This is a genomic window from Haloarcula sp. KBTZ06 (genome assembly GCF_048595605.1).
GTDB classification, from domain to species: Archaea; Halobacteriota; Halobacteria; order Halobacteriales; family Haloarculaceae; genus Haloarcula; species Haloarcula hispanica.
On sequence record NZ_CP184339.1, the window covers coordinates 125,378 to 138,298 of the forward strand.

Below are 12,921 nucleotides of genomic sequence, written 5' to 3' on the forward strand. Positions count from 1 at the left end.
ATACCGGACCCCATGTCGCGTTTCCGATATCAGACGCTATCGGCGGTTTCCGATCCGTCGCTATCCCGCCGTGCGAGTAGGATGCCGGCGATGAAACAGGCAGCCCCCAGCCCGTAGAGGCCATAGCTCAGAGGTGCCGAGACGAGGAACCCTGCGACGATCAGTACTCCGAACGCGGCGTGCAGAATCGCAGTCTGGTTCACAGCCAGTGTAGCGGGTTCAGAAGCAAAAATGGCGCGGTACCGGCCTCGCTGGTCGGGTATGATCGATAGGGATCTGTGGGAGTATGGGACCAGAACGGCCCCGATCACCGTTGGTGCATCGCTCCAACACTAATTCAGATTACGGACACAGGTCGCCAGCCCACACGGTTGTCGCCGAATCACTCGATTCAGGCGGGGCGGAGTCGCACGATAGGTGCGTCAGACGAGTCGATTGCAGCGAGGACGTGTCCGGTTTCGGGCTCGACCACCACGTCGCGGATGCGCCACCCGCGGTCGGCGAGGAGGGGCGTCGCTTCTTCGACTGTTCGCCCATCGACGGTGAACCGGGCGAGATACTGTGAAGCCAGCCCGCCGACGAGCAAGTCGCCGGTCCACTCCGTGAAGGCGTCACCGGTGTAGAACGTCGTGCCGCTGGGCGGGAAGCCACCCAATCCGCAGTCCCACGAATACACTGGTGCAACAACGTCGTCGCGCTCCGCGTGGCTGACGCCGATCGGATCGCCGCTGCCGTAGGTACAGCCCTCGTCGGCGACCGGCCAGCCGTAGTTGGCGCCCCGTTCGACGATGTTGATTTCGTCGCCGTCCTGCTCGCCGAACTCGGTCTGCCAGATGTCGCCGGTATCGGGGTGGACGGTCATCCCCTGGGCGTTGCGGTGGCCGTAGCTGAATATCGAATCGACCGCGTCCGGGTCGTCGGTGAACGGGTTCGCGTCGGGAATCCCACCCGAGGGCGTCAGCCGAAGCGTGGTCCCGAGTTCGTTCGTCCTGTCCTGCGCGACGTGGTCGGGCCCGAAGTCCTTGAACTGTCTGTCGCCGACAGTCACGTACACCAACCCGTCCGGGCCGAACACGACGCGAGACCCGAAGTGCCCGTCAGAGTCGATAAAGGGCTCCGCGACGTGCAGTTGTTCAAACGTCTCGAACTGCGCGTCAGCGGCGTTCAGGCGACCACGGCCCAGATGTGTCGCCGACGCACCGCTGTCGTTGGCTTTCGAATATGTCAGATACACCCAGGCCGGGTCCGGAAAGTCGGGGTGGAGCGCCGCATCGAGCATCCCGCCCTGACCGCTCGCGTACACCGACGGTGCGCCAGTGACAGGCGTAATTGTTCCGTCGGCCGAATCGACCACCACCACGCGGCCGACGCGCTCTGTGACTAGCAACTGTGAGCCGTCGGGCAGCGGCGTGACGCTCCAGGGCGATTCGAGTCCGTCGGCGACGGTCTCGACAGCCGTCTCTGAACCGTCGGCCTGTCCGGAAGCCGTCGCTGTCGCGCCGTCCCCTTGCTGGTCGTCACTGGGGGCACTACAGCCTGCGAGTGTTCCAGCGGCCGTGAGCCCGCTCACAGCGAGGAACGTCCGTCGGTCCATTGTAGCTACAGCTACGGTCGCGGGGCTGTTAACTGCGGTCCCGATTGGTTTATCAGAAACCCGACTCGTCAGTAGCCGGTACTCACGGGACGCATCCTGCCATCCCTCGCCTATCGCGGCGAAGTGTCTTTTAGCCACCCGCAGCTACGCATTATTGATGGACCGTCACAATCAGCCAGCAGGTGAGAGAGAGCGTCTGCCAGCGGAGACGCTCTCGCCGCTGGCGACGCGGGTCGACGAGCTGCTGGCCCTGTATCGATACGAACTCACCCCCGCTATCGATGCGATCAATGCTGCCGTCGCTGGCTACGGTGGCCTGTTCGACCCGGAGACATCCGCCGATGAAATACGGACCGCAATCGACGAGCTTGTTGTATCTGGCCCGCCCCCGTCACAGCAGGGCGCGGCTACTTCCGACGTGTCACAGGTAGTGCTCTATGTGGACGGCAGCGCACACAGTAACGGGCCGGCCGGTGCCGGTGCTGTGATTCAGGCCGATGAGACACCGATTGCCCGACTCGGGCGTCCGGTCGGCTCTCGGACGAACAACAACGTCGCCGAATACGCCGCCCTCCATCTCGGACTGCGGGCACTGGCGACACGGTGTGACCCAGAGACGGTCGAGATACGCATCGATTCGATGACCGTCATCAACCACATCTGGGGTAACAAAGAGAGCACCGTGAAAGCGACGCCGTACAGCACGGCGATCACTGACCACCTGTCGGCGCTGCCCGCCCACGAATGGACGCATCTGGCCGACAGTGATCCGAACCCGGCTGATGCACAGGCGACGGTCGGGGCCGACATCGCAGCCCTCGGCCCTGGGTGAGACAGGGGTGCCAGCGAGCCTGTCGTTCGCGTCGCTCGCGGAGCGTAACACCAGCGTCGAATTGCTGTGTAGATGGCCGCTGTTCTGCTGTTTTTATTCCTCGAGCACGTATTCTGTGTTAATGTACACCGATGGGCGGTACGACTATGACGTGGCCGTGGTCGGCGGCGGGCCGGCCGGGCTGACGAGCGCACTGTACACCACCCGACTGGGGATGGACACGATCGTTATCAACCGCGGTGGCGGCCGCGCCGCGATGATGACCGACACGCACAACGTCATCGGCGTCACCGAGGACGTTTCGGGGAACGAATTCTTAGAAACTGCACGCGAGCAGGTGCAGGATTACGGCGGGACCTACGAGCGGGGCTTCGTCGAATCGGTCGAACCACTCGCCGACGGGAACGAGGACGGGTTCACCGTGACGACGAGCGACGATGAGTTGGCAGTAAAGCGAGTCGTCCTTGCGACCGGGTTCGCCGACGAGCGTCCGGATCCGCCGCTGCCGCGGACCGGGAAAGGGCTGCACTGGTGTCTCCACTGTGACGCGTTCATGTTCGTCGGCGAGCCCGTCTTCGTCATGGGCACCGGCGAAGCCGCGGCCCACGTCGCGATGATTATGCTGAATTACACCGACGACGTGGACATACTGACTCGCGGCGACGAGCCGGAGTGGAGCGACGAGACGCAGACGATGCTCGACAATCACCCGGTCGATATCGTCGATACAGAGCTGTCGGGCAAGCGGACTGACGACGACGGCTGGCTATCGGCCTACGAGTTCGAGGACGGGAGCGTTCGGGAGTACAAGGGCGGCTTCCCGATGCTCGGGTCAGACTATCACGCGGAGCTGGCCGACGAACTGGGACTCGATAGAAACGACGACGGGACGGTAGCCGTCGACGACCACGGCGAGACCAGTATCTCCGGCGTCTACGCCGTCGGAGATCTGACGCCGGGCCACAATCAGATCCCGATCGCGATGGGTGAGGGCGCTGATGCGGGCATCGCGATCCACAAAGACCTCAGGAAGTACCCCCGTTCAGTCGACGACATCAAGTCCGAGGGTGCGGTCGAGGACGTGGACGTTCCCGCGGTCTCCGAAGAACTGTTCGCGACAGCGCTGACGCACGAAGGACACGCCGCCGGGCCACATTCGGAGGCGACGCCAGAAGCCCGCGCTGACGACGACTGACGCGCCGTAGAATAGTTCAACCGGAGAGGCGACGAGGGAGCCGAGTACCGGCTCCGGGAAACGACCTATTCGTCTTCGGTTTCGCGCTGTCGGTAGGGTTCGAGCAAGTCGTCAAGGAGCAAACAGCGGGGGTCGGTGACGGGGTACGCAGTGTCGATATACTCCTCTGCCGTCTCGATGTCACCGCGGATCGCGAACTGCCGGACGCGCGCCGCGTTTTCGTAGAAGTTCTCGTTGATCTCCGGCGACATCTCGGCCCCGCTGGAAGCCGGCTGGTGCTGGAAGACCTCTTTCTGTAGCTCGTCGAAATCAACCATCTCGGGCTCGTAGTCCTCGATCTCCGAAAGGACGTACTCGACAGCGAAGCGTTGAAACTCGGACTTGTTCGAGAAGACACCCTCCGCTACCATCTCCTCGACGCAGTCCATCACCGTTTCGGGAAACCGGACCGTCGATTTGACCACGTTGTTGGTATCAGACTGTCGACCCATATAAAATATACTCACGCGAGGCCCGACCCAGTGCGTCTTGAGAGCATAGCGTAGCTCCAGCAGCGACGAACTACCTCGAAGTGGTGAGAATATCGCGAGCGTCTTGTATCGCAGCGAGAGACAAATCAGACGCGTACTGGTAGAAGATCTCGGTGCTGGTCACTGGTGCTGTCGTGAAAGATAGCGGTTACAGAACATACTTTTGCCGTGGATACCTTCTAAAGCCTGACAATGGGTCGCCCGAACGTGTTACTCGTCGTTCTTGATTGTGTCCGTGCGGCGAACACCTCGCTATTGGGTCATCGACGCAGGACCACCCCCTTTCTCGAAGCGTTCGGTCGTGAGGCGTCGGTGTACACGCAGGCACGGACAACCGCGAGCTGGTCGTTGCCGGCCCATACGAGCCTGTTCACCGGAGTTCCGGCGGAGGGCCACACGCTCAAGATTACCGAACGGCTGCAGCCCGGCCAGACGATCTTTGATTTCCTCCACAAGGAAGGATACGAAACTGGCGTATTCACCGAGAACCCGTATCTCACCGTTCATCCATCCGGGCTCAGCGACAGCTTCGAGACCGTCGTCACGGAACGGCCCGATTCAACAGACGTTGACGACCCGTCCGAAACCCGCAACGGTGTCGACGGCTTCTGGTACGCCGACGAGCTGACTGAGTGGGTCGACGAGCAAACTGAGTCCTGGGCCGCGTGCCTCAATCTGATGGACGCGCACATGCCGTACGCGACGCGGGACGCCTACGACGAGTGGGGCGCGGACCTGTACTGGGGAATGCACGACGAACTCCCGATCAAGTGGGAGTGGAGCGTCTACGGAGAGCAACTCCCGCCGGGCGTCGGACAGCTGCTCGAACCGCTGTACGACGGCGCGATTCGACAGACTGACGCTATTCTGGAGCAGGTGATTGGTGACCTGGAAGCACGCGGCGTTTTAGACGACACGCTGGTCGTCATCACGGCGGACCACGGTGACGGATTCGGAGAACCCCCACAGGCCGCCACAGAGCCACCCGCGGTCATGCACGGGATGGGCACGCAGGAGGAACTGTTTCACGTCCCACTCGTCGTCCGAGGACCGGGGCAGACCGAGAGCCGGCGAATCGAGTCCCTGGCGACGCTGTCACGGTTTCCCGATGCCGTTCTGGCCGCCTTTGACGGCGAAAAGGACGACTCCGGATGGTTCGTCGCCCCCGACGGACAGACCACTGCGTACCAGGCACCCCCGACCGGGCAGACGGCAGAGTACGCCGAGCAGTACACTGACGAGCCGGACCGGTTCCAACAGCCGGCGTCGCTCGTGTACCAGAACGGACCCGGTGACACCGTATACAAGCGCGCAGCGTGGGGAGCGGATGAGTACGAAGCGGTCGTGCGGGGCCGGCGGTCCGAGCCCAGCGACGGCACACCTATCGATCGCCCACCGTCAGACGTTGTCGCTGACTCCGCAGAGCAAAGTGAGACACTCGACATCACCGAACTCGCTGCCGGGGAGGACGAAATGGCAGAATACGATATCGATGGCTTCGACGACGTCGACCTCGAGTCGCGGTTGGAGCGACTCGGCTATCTCTAAGTCGGTGCCACGCAGGCCTGCACCGAGCATCGTCCGCCACAATCGTGGTACGGCTGCCGTGTTTGCGATGCCTGAACAGAATCGAAAGGGATGTTTGTGACAACTTGATTTGTACGAACGATGTATAGCGATATTCTCGTTCCAACGGATGGGAGTGCGTCAATGAAGCAGGTACTGGAACACACAATCGATATTGCCGACGGGCGGGACGTCACCGTCCACGCGCTGTATGTCGTCGACGACCGAGCGTTCCTGTCGATGGATGACGAGATGCAGGACGAGGTGCTAGAGAACCTGCGAACGGAGGGCGAAGAGGCCACGTCGGTCGTCCGAGACACGCTGGAACAGGAAGGAATCGAGGTCTCGACGGCTATCCAGCGGGGCAAACCAGCAGACCGCATCGTATCGTACGTTGCTGACGCCGACATCGACCTGATTACGATGGGAACGCAGGCAGACAAGTACGAAAAGAACATGCTCGGGAGCACAGCGCAGAAGGTCGTCACGAAGTCGTCCGTTCCGGTACTCACTGTTGACGTTTCCGAGTCGGACTAGGTGTGTAGTCACACACTGGCCGCAAGCAGTTCTCCGGCGGTAGCGATTGTTACGGGCTCGACGGACCGTGGTGCGACTTGAGCAGGCCAGAACAATCCCATCACCCGTCGCTTAAAAGTTCCAGCAGCCGCGTCGCTCTTGGACTAGACCCGCTGCCAATCGGCTGTGAGAGCTATGGACACGCCTCGGCGGTACTTATTGTCGGTCAGAACCGGATACTGAGATGAGTTCCGCTATCGGCGAGACTGGCCGAGCGCTACTGGGCGTAAATCTGGAACGGTTCGATACTTCTCTGTGTTGAGTATAGATCCAAGTATTGATAATAATCTCATATAGAAGCACTATGTATTGAATTGTTGAAACCAACTATACTTATCCAGATGTCACTATTAGGTGCTGTTCTGGCGGGTAAGTCGTAACCCAGAAGTTCTGCGCATCCTTCGTCAAAACTGCTATGTCTACGACGTTGACCGTCGAAGGGATGAGTTGTGGTCACTGCGAGCAAACCGTCGAGGAGGCCATCGAGGCGCTCGCTGGTGTCCAAGGCGCTGAAGCCGACAAAGACGCCGAGCAGGTGTCTGTCGACGGCGACGTCAGCACAGAACAACTCATCGCCGCTGTGGAGGACGCGGGGTATGACGCAAAGGCCTGAGGCAGTCCCACCGCGAATACTGTTGTAGCTGTTGTCGACACGACTTCGTTAGCTACTGCTAAGTAGCGAATGCCCATCACGCAGTCAAGCGGTGTGAGGAAAGTCCCGCTCAGTCGAACAGCCCTTCTTCCCGAAAGCCGGCCATCAGATCGTCGATAAGGGCTTCAGCTGTCTCGTAGGGATAGTCCTGATACTCGGCGTATTCTGTGCCAAAATCCATCACCCCCACGCTGACGTCCCCTGCTTCGAACGTCGTACTTGGGCCGTCCGGCAGAACTGGCACCAGTTCCATCGGTTCCTCGACAGGGTACTCTGCGCTGGTGAAAACCGCCTCTAATTCCGCTCTAAGCTGCTCGGCAGTGTCGTCTGTCATACCGGTGACTTGGTTGAGAGAGACAAAAGGCTTGTTCTGTGCCAACAGTAGTAGTCGCGCATCACTCGGTGTAGCCGAGGTCGCGGAGGTTTTTCAGGATCTCTTCGTCTTCGACGGCAGTATCGATGGCTTCATCCACGATATCCTGTCGCTGTTGCACTACTTGCAGAAGCTGTCGCGCACTTCTGAGTTTGTATCGGACTTCGGGGTCGTCCACGTCGTCGAAAGCGCCCTCCAGCAGTTCGTCGATTGTGGCGAGTGTCGTTTCGGCCATAGAACCGCTATTGGGAGTGATTTACTAAGTTTTGCTGGATTTGCCCGGGAAGTGAGCCTCGAATAATAGGAGAGAGGGAGTCTCCCACACTGTTGCTCAGAATGTGTGTGAGTCTTCCGGACAACCGAAGGTTGAGGTTCCTGCAGATTGGGATATTGTAATAACATTTTTTATCGAGCTATTGGAACGAGCAGTCGATGCCCTCCAGGTCGCGGCGGACATTCCTCGGAATGGTCGCCACCGGATCAGTCGCCAGCATCGCTGGCTGTTCGTCGTCGTGCCCTGACGACGGCGCACCAGATCCATCGCATACAGTTGAACCGGGAGTCAACAGCGCCGGCTTCGAGACAGTGCCCGACGGCTCGTGGCCGTTGCCGCGGTTCGACACGACGAACACAGGCTATGCGCCGGTCGGGATGGAAACCACGACGCCGTCGGTCAGATGGCACGCAGATATTTCAACATCGTCTGGTGGCGGTGAAACCGCCGGTGCAAGCGCGGGGGTTGTCGCCGACGGAACTGTCGTGCTAACGACAGCGACCGGTGTCGTCGCCCTATCTCTCCGTGACGGCACAGAACAGTGGCGGCGCGATCTCACACCGGCGACAGTTCCGTCAGTGGTCGACATTGGAGACGAACCAGCGCCGCCGGTAATATCCAACAGTCGCGTCTTTCTCGCGACAGCGGACAGTGTCACTGCACTTGAAATTGGAGATGGATCTGTTGCGTGGCGAAACACCGACACGGCCGGGGCAGGCGTTCCGACAGTGACTGATGACGCCCTGTTCGTTCCCACGACTGACGGGGTAGCGAGATTTGCGACCGACGACGGACGCCGGCAGTGGACGGCGACCGCCGACGGGACGAGGCTGGCCGCAGCCGACAGTACCGTCGTCATCGCCGGTGAGAAGATAACGGCAGTGGATGCCGCAGCCGGCGAGGTCCAGTGGGAACACTCAGACCGACCTTCGGGATACCCCGTCGTCTCTGACGGGACCGTTTATGTGAGCGGTACGTACGGCGACCTGATAGGGCGGTCACTCACCGACGGGACCGAGCAGTGGCGTCTCGACGACAGACGGTCACTCGAATTTCCGGTCGTGACGCCCGATAGCGTGTACGCAATCGAGCGCCCCGGTGAGTCATCCAGCGCGACGTTCGCCTTCGACCGCGTCGATAACGGGCCACCGAAGCCCCGGTGGTGCTCCGAAATCAATATCGGTGGCGCGGTGACTGCCGCGGCTGACGACGCTGTGTTCACATTCCAGAGTGACGATGGCCTCACCGCGTTCACCACGCGCCTCGGCGAGGCAGTATGGCAGTATCCGGCCGAGTATCAGGCTGTCTCACTGGCGGTACTCGATGGCGGAATCGTGAGCGTGTCGCCGGACGGAACCGTCGTGGCTCTCGGAGGTGAGTGATCCGCTATGTGGCGTCGCTCATATCGGCTCGCCGGTCCGATCCTCGGTTTGAGTGCAGTCTGTCTGCTCATCACCGCGGTGCCGCTCGAACTCTGGCCGACACCGCGGCCGGGTGATTCGTATGTGTTCAACCCACCGGCGTTTAGCGCAATTTGGGTACAACGGACGCTCAGGCCGGGACTCATCATAAGCGCGAATGCGCTGCTGTTAGTCGGGCTGAGCACAGTACTCAGGCGTGACAGCGCGTCGATGTCTCGCTTGCAGCGCGCGTTCGCATTCGGCGCTCTCTTTGGGACTGGCGGCTGTGTGCTTGGAACGCTGTTGTTCACCACAGCCGGCACAAACGATATCGGGAGAGAAATAACCGCCTTCCTCATCTGGGCTCTTGCGATCCCGTTCGTAATCCTGGGACTCGTCGGCTGGGGCATCGGCTACCTGCGGGCAGACAGTACTCGACTCGGTGCCGCCCTCACTGTCCCACCAGTACTCGCTGTTGCGTACATCGGTCTCTCGATGGCAGGTGTCGACTTCTCACCCGTTGGCAGGCTGCTGTTGATTATCCCGACGAGTGGCATGGCGCTTGTCGTCGGCTACGACCTGTGGACCGACAACACCGTCTCCGAGGAAAGATAACGGGGCCAACGGCGACCTGTTCCAGACAACGAACAGCCGACTCACCCAAGTAACCCAGCCCGACCAGGGATTACCTGTTCTGAACGCTCGGGTTGTCGGTCAAACACCGCGACGACCGAGGCGGCATCGGGTAGATGTGGTAGTATATACTCCCCCTCAGCGTGTTCGATAGTAACCGTCTCTGTTCCGAGCAGCGAATCGAGCGGCGTCTGCTCGACGCGGAGGCCACTTTCCTCCCACGACTCGATGCGCCAGAGTGCCGTGCCGAACAGACAGTCATATGCGACGAGCGCACCAGCGTCAGGGTCAATCCGGTATTCGATTGTCCCGTATCGCAATAGCTGATCGAGACACAGCAGGAGAGCCGGGATGCTAACGCTTGCGAGAACGATCACGGCGACGATGTCCCACGCACTGCCAATTGCAAACAGGACCGCAACGAGCAGCCCCATGCCACCGAGAAACAGGCTTCCTGGGTGATACGGAAACCGGAGGAGGCCGCCGATGACCCGTCCCCAGCAAACTGGACGCACCCGCTCAGGTGCATCAGTGAGCGTCCCGTCGACGGAGCGAGCCTTCGGCGGGGCCGTTTGCCAGCCGTATTCCTCATCGTATGTCTTGAAATAGACGACAAGACGGTCGCTGTAGACGCCCAGGAGGTCGGACGTGAATTTGAAACAGACGACCATGAGTAGCAGTGGCAGTCCGACGACAGTCGGATCAAGACTGCCGAGTTCTGCTTCAGGCCCCTCCGTAGCTGCTGTTATCAGTGCCAGCGTGAGTATGCCGCCGAAAAAGACGGTTACGATCCGAGGTAACAGTCCTCGAAACGCCGTCGTCGAGTTGTGTTTCCGATACTCCCCGTTGTAAAAGTAATTCCGTACCGTTGTGATTCCCGTCAGAACGAAAATCCCGATAGTCGCCAGCAGCACACCAGTTACCGTCTCTGTACTGGGTTCCGGCAGTGGACCGATGAGCAGGCCCCCAGTAAACAACCAAACGACTGCCAGAATTAGAACGGTAATTGGGAGCGCGAGTAGCGTCGTGAGATAGACTCGTAAACCGGTTCGCGGGACGGAGAGGGCGAACTGTCGTTCCGCCAGCGGGCCCATAAGCAAGGTGCTGGTCTCAATATCCGGCGGGCGACCAGCGAACACTGCCCGAACGAGTGCCCAGACCGAGTCGACGCCGAGCTCGAACCAGTACAGAAACAGCAATGCAGCCGCACTCCAGTCAAACAACCCGACGCCAACGACGGGGAGAGAATTCGAGACGATGGTGCTGAGGAGTTCTGTCCGACGGCTATTCTCCGCGTAGAGAACCCGTCTGGTGAAGGGCATTATCCGTGGTGACGGCTAATGGCATATGAACGAAACGATTGCACGGCCAGCAGTGTGCTACGCTACAAGCGGAGTTTCAGTACGCTGGCGACCTCCTGAATCGCGGATAAGACTGGCTACGCACTGCCATCGAATGGATTATAGAACGCTTCGTATGCACTGTTGGTCTCATCAGGGCTTACGTGTCAGAGACAGCAGATACACTCGCATTCCAATTACCGGTCAGAACAGGTCGGTAGCGGTCAGTACAGGCCGTACGCTTGCCAAAGTCTGGGTCCCATCCTGAGCTAACCGCCGGTCTAGTTACACGGAAACTGACTCACCGGCTTTGTTCCGTGTTCAGTTCTGCTGTGGATGGAGAATCAGCGCTGGCCGCACTATCTACTAAATTGTCAAGCGGTGTCGGTTCTGACTGGTCACGCTGATCAGTGTCTTCGGATTGGAGCAGCGTATTCAACCGATGTTCGAATTCCTCGTCAGTGATTGCCCCCGTTGCGTACTGCTTGCGAAGTATGTCGATCGCTGAAGCGGTATCTTCGTCTTCTGTGCCTCGGTCAGTAGTGTTCGATTGCTCACTAAGCGTGTAGAACAGATATATCGAACTCAGAATGAATCCGGACCCAAGGAGGAACGAGATAAACGCACTCGCTGACACATAACTAGGATGGAGGACATAGTTTCCGACTCTGATAAGCCAGCTACTCAGGAATATCACACCGATCACGAAGCCAGATACAGCCAGATTAGCCCGCTTCCGTGGATGTTCGGGAATTAACCGAGCTATCCGATTATACATGACTTCGTTCTGTCCGGGATATCTTTGGAGGACATTCATATCAAAGAACACGTTGTTGATACAAAATGTTTTCTCATACCACCTGATCGACCGGATTGGTGGCGTGACGATAACGGAGACACGCAGCACAGCCAATGTGACAGTGTAACATCTGGACCGTTGCTGGGCGGCGTAACAGTCACTTCGAACGTGCTCTGAACGGTTGACTCGACCGAGTGTGGTCTCCAATCCAACGATATATTCGGCGAGAACCCCTAATATGTGTATGGCCAGATATGGCTCGGTTCTCATTTACGACGGGGAGTGTCCGTACTGCTCGGTGGCTGCGAAAGCCCTCGAACAGGTCGAGGATATCGGTGCCATCTCGTGGTATGAAGAGTCGGCCCAGTCGTTTCTGACGGCCCAGTTCGACGACCCACCGTTCGCGATGGTACTGATCGATCAGCCGGCAAAGCAGGTGTGAGCCGCCAGCGCCGGACCTCTCGGTGTGTGTTGAACCCGACCAAGCCTTTCAGGGTGAGTTGCTGGAGATGTGTCGTGACATACGGTTTCGGGGCCGCAAGGCGTACAGAGATTGGGCTGTCGGGACCGCCGTCGCCTCACAGTCTTCGAGTCCTGCCAGAACCTCGTCGTTTGTTAGTGGGTCAATCGCCATACTACCCATTCGGGCTGGCAAGTAACAAGTTCTGGCACTCCGCTTCTGGTATCCTTCTGGAAGGAATGCAGCGTCGGTATGATGGGGACATACCCTTATTTGATTGAATATATAGAAATTCCCGCTATAATTTTTAATCCTGCTCACCATATAGCAATTAATACACTAGTTACTCATCCTATCCGAATTACTTCCCCAAATATTAAGATAGTCCAACACAATACCGAACTACATGAAGAGGCGGTTGCGAAAAGCGCTGGAAACGATACCTCTCTCACGGGATGATAGCACCACAAACCTTGATGCTTGCACAGAATGTGGTGGGCCCTCACTACCCGGTGCTGGCCGCTGCACTGACTGTTTAGAAGCGTAAAGTCATTCATAGTCCTGACGAGACGAAAGCCGGTTCTTCTATAGTAACAATTGAAACGATGTACACACTGATCGCACTGCCGTCGTGCGATCAGGTGTGCGTTGGTTTTCAATGGCTACTATAGTTACTACCCTCAGCGAAGCGGTTCGT

14 protein-coding genes and 1 pseudogene are annotated in these 12,921 nt (G+C 59.2%); 8 read left to right on the plus strand and 7 right to left on the minus strand.

Features of this window, described 5'->3' with window-relative positions; genetic code table 11:
* Positions 1–29: 29 nt before the first annotated feature.
* Together ACNO8S_RS17160 and ACNO8S_RS17165 are read right to left on the minus strand one after the other, a co-directional pair.
* A complete protein-coding gene (locus ACNO8S_RS17160; RefSeq protein ID WP_014031096.1) occupies positions 30–203 on the minus strand; it encodes a hypothetical protein in 174 nt (57 codons plus the stop codon).
* A 188-nt stretch (positions 204–391) separates the two neighbouring features.
* Positions 392–1,594 carry a PQQ-dependent sugar dehydrogenase gene (locus ACNO8S_RS17165; RefSeq protein ID WP_050038344.1) on the minus strand — a complete coding sequence of 401 codons (1,203 nt, stop codon included), beginning with the start codon at positions 1,592–1,594 and terminating at the stop codon, positions 392–394.
* A gap of 157 nt (positions 1,595–1,751) precedes the next feature.
* Between ACNO8S_RS17165 and ACNO8S_RS17170 the strand changes: the two genes are divergently transcribed.
* On the plus strand, positions 1,752–2,426 hold the full coding sequence (locus ACNO8S_RS17170) for a ribonuclease HI family protein (RefSeq protein WP_151104181.1): 675 nt from the start codon (positions 1,752–1,754) through the stop codon (positions 2,424–2,426).
* A 121-nt stretch (positions 2,427–2,547) separates the two neighbouring features.
* Positions 2,548–3,621 carry an NAD(P)/FAD-dependent oxidoreductase gene (locus tag ACNO8S_RS17175; protein WP_050007604.1) on the plus strand — a complete coding sequence of 358 codons (1,074 nt, stop codon included), beginning with the start codon at positions 2,548–2,550 and terminating at the stop codon, positions 3,619–3,621.
* 65 nt (positions 3,622–3,686) lie between these two features.
* On the opposite strand, the gene ACNO8S_RS17180 is transcribed toward ACNO8S_RS17175, so the two are convergent.
* Entirely contained in the window at positions 3,687–4,112 is a 426-nt protein-coding gene (locus ACNO8S_RS17180; RefSeq protein ID WP_014031092.1) for a ribbon-helix-helix domain-containing protein, read from the minus strand.
* Between the two features lie 231 nt (positions 4,113–4,343).
* On the opposite strand from ACNO8S_RS17180, the gene ACNO8S_RS17185 reads away from it, so the two are divergent.
* The 3 genes from ACNO8S_RS17185 (at position 4,344) to ACNO8S_RS17195 (ending at position 6,906) form a co-directional block, all read left to right on the plus strand.
* Positions 4,344–5,699: a sulfatase-like hydrolase/transferase gene (locus ACNO8S_RS17185; RefSeq protein WP_420182977.1), complete on the plus strand. Its 1,356-nt coding sequence runs from the start codon at positions 4,344–4,346 to the stop codon at positions 5,697–5,699.
* Between the two features lie 120 nt (positions 5,700–5,819).
* Complete coding sequence (locus ACNO8S_RS17190) at positions 5,820–6,254, plus strand: universal stress protein (protein WP_050038346.1); 435 nt, start codon at positions 5,820–5,822, stop codon at positions 6,252–6,254.
* 454 nt (positions 6,255–6,708) lie between these two features.
* The gene (locus ACNO8S_RS17195) at positions 6,709–6,906 is read left to right on the plus strand and encodes a heavy-metal-associated domain-containing protein (protein WP_014031089.1); all 198 of its coding nucleotides are present in this window, start codon (positions 6,709–6,711) and stop codon (positions 6,904–6,906) included.
* A gap of 109 nt (positions 6,907–7,015) precedes the next feature.
* On the opposite strand, the gene ACNO8S_RS17200 is transcribed toward ACNO8S_RS17195, so the two are convergent.
* Both ACNO8S_RS17200 and ACNO8S_RS17205 read right to left on the minus strand, forming a co-directional pair.
* Positions 7,016–7,279: an MTH865 family protein gene (locus tag ACNO8S_RS17200; RefSeq protein WP_420182978.1), complete on the minus strand. Its 264-nt coding sequence runs from the start codon at positions 7,277–7,279 to the stop codon at positions 7,016–7,018.
* A 61-nt stretch (positions 7,280–7,340) separates the two neighbouring features.
* Positions 7,341–7,553 (minus strand): hypothetical protein, encoded by a 213-nt coding sequence (locus ACNO8S_RS17205; RefSeq protein ID WP_008311863.1) that lies wholly within the window; start codon positions 7,551–7,553, stop codon positions 7,341–7,343.
* A gap of 230 nt (positions 7,554–7,783) precedes the next feature.
* On the opposite strand from ACNO8S_RS17205, the gene ACNO8S_RS17210 reads away from it, so the two are divergent.
* Both ACNO8S_RS17210 and ACNO8S_RS17215 read left to right on the plus strand, forming a co-directional pair.
* Complete coding sequence (locus ACNO8S_RS17210) at positions 7,784–8,974, plus strand: PQQ-binding-like beta-propeller repeat protein (RefSeq protein WP_420183003.1); 1,191 nt, start codon at positions 7,784–7,786, stop codon at positions 8,972–8,974.
* Between the two features lie 249 nt (positions 8,975–9,223).
* Positions 9,224–9,607 carry a hypothetical protein gene (locus ACNO8S_RS17215; RefSeq protein WP_044952865.1) on the plus strand — a complete coding sequence of 128 codons (384 nt, stop codon included), beginning with the start codon at positions 9,224–9,226 and terminating at the stop codon, positions 9,605–9,607.
* 41 nt (positions 9,608–9,648) lie between these two features.
* Here ACNO8S_RS17215 and ACNO8S_RS17220 read toward each other — a convergent pair whose 3' ends face one another.
* Both ACNO8S_RS17220 and ACNO8S_RS17225 read right to left on the minus strand, forming a co-directional pair.
* A complete protein-coding gene (locus ACNO8S_RS17220) occupies positions 9,649–10,947 on the minus strand; it encodes a DUF6498-containing protein (RefSeq protein ID WP_064289089.1) in 1,299 nt (432 codons plus the stop codon).
* A gap of 319 nt (positions 10,948–11,266) precedes the next feature.
* Positions 11,267–12,034 (minus strand): SHOCT domain-containing protein, encoded by a 768-nt coding sequence (locus tag ACNO8S_RS17225; protein ID WP_420182979.1) that lies wholly within the window; start codon positions 12,032–12,034, stop codon positions 11,267–11,269.
* Between ACNO8S_RS17225 and ACNO8S_RS17230 the strand changes: the two are divergent.
* Positions 12,009–12,203 (plus strand): annotated as a pseudogene (locus ACNO8S_RS17230) (DUF393 domain-containing protein); the annotation flags it as partial. The gene ACNO8S_RS17225 and the pseudogene ACNO8S_RS17230 overlap by 26 nt on opposite strands.
* Positions 12,204–12,921: the final 718 nt, after the last annotated feature.

Bases quoted from the DNA above. Each gene is read 5' to 3' on its own strand.
- ACNO8S_RS17165 (WP_050038344.1), bottom strand. From the start codon at position 1,594: ATGGACCGACGGACGTTCCTCGCTGTGAGCGGGCTCACGGCCGCTGGA.
- ACNO8S_RS17170 (WP_151104181.1), top strand. From the start codon at position 1,752: ATGGACCGTCACAATCAGCCAGCAGGTGAGAGAGAGCGTCTGCCAGCG.
- ACNO8S_RS17175 (WP_050007604.1), top strand. From the start codon at position 2,548: ATGTACACCGATGGGCGGTACGACTATGACGTGGCCGTGGTCGGCGGC.
- ACNO8S_RS17180 (WP_014031092.1), bottom strand. From the start codon at position 4,112: ATGGGTCGACAGTCTGATACCAACAACGTGGTCAAATCGACGGTCCGG.
- ACNO8S_RS17185 (WP_420182977.1), top strand. From the start codon at position 4,344: ATGGGTCGCCCGAACGTGTTACTCGTCGTTCTTGATTGTGTCCGTGCG.
- ACNO8S_RS17190 (WP_050038346.1), top strand. From the start codon at position 5,820: ATGTATAGCGATATTCTCGTTCCAACGGATGGGAGTGCGTCAATGAAG.
- ACNO8S_RS17195 (WP_014031089.1), top strand. From the start codon at position 6,709: ATGTCTACGACGTTGACCGTCGAAGGGATGAGTTGTGGTCACTGCGAG.
- ACNO8S_RS17200 (WP_420182978.1), bottom strand. From the start codon at position 7,279: ATGACAGACGACACTGCCGAGCAGCTTAGAGCGGAATTAGAGGCGGTT.
- ACNO8S_RS17205 (WP_008311863.1), bottom strand. From the start codon at position 7,553: ATGGCCGAAACGACACTCGCCACAATCGACGAACTGCTGGAGGGCGCT.
- ACNO8S_RS17210 (WP_420183003.1), top strand. From the start codon at position 7,784: ATGGTCGCCACCGGATCAGTCGCCAGCATCGCTGGCTGTTCGTCGTCG.
- ACNO8S_RS17215 (WP_044952865.1), top strand. From the start codon at position 9,224: ATGTCTCGCTTGCAGCGCGCGTTCGCATTCGGCGCTCTCTTTGGGACT.
- ACNO8S_RS17220 (WP_064289089.1), bottom strand. From the start codon at position 10,947: ATGCCCTTCACCAGACGGGTTCTCTACGCGGAGAATAGCCGTCGGACA.
- ACNO8S_RS17225 (WP_420182979.1), bottom strand. From the start codon at position 12,034: ATGAGAACCGAGCCATATCTGGCCATACACATATTAGGGGTTCTCGCC.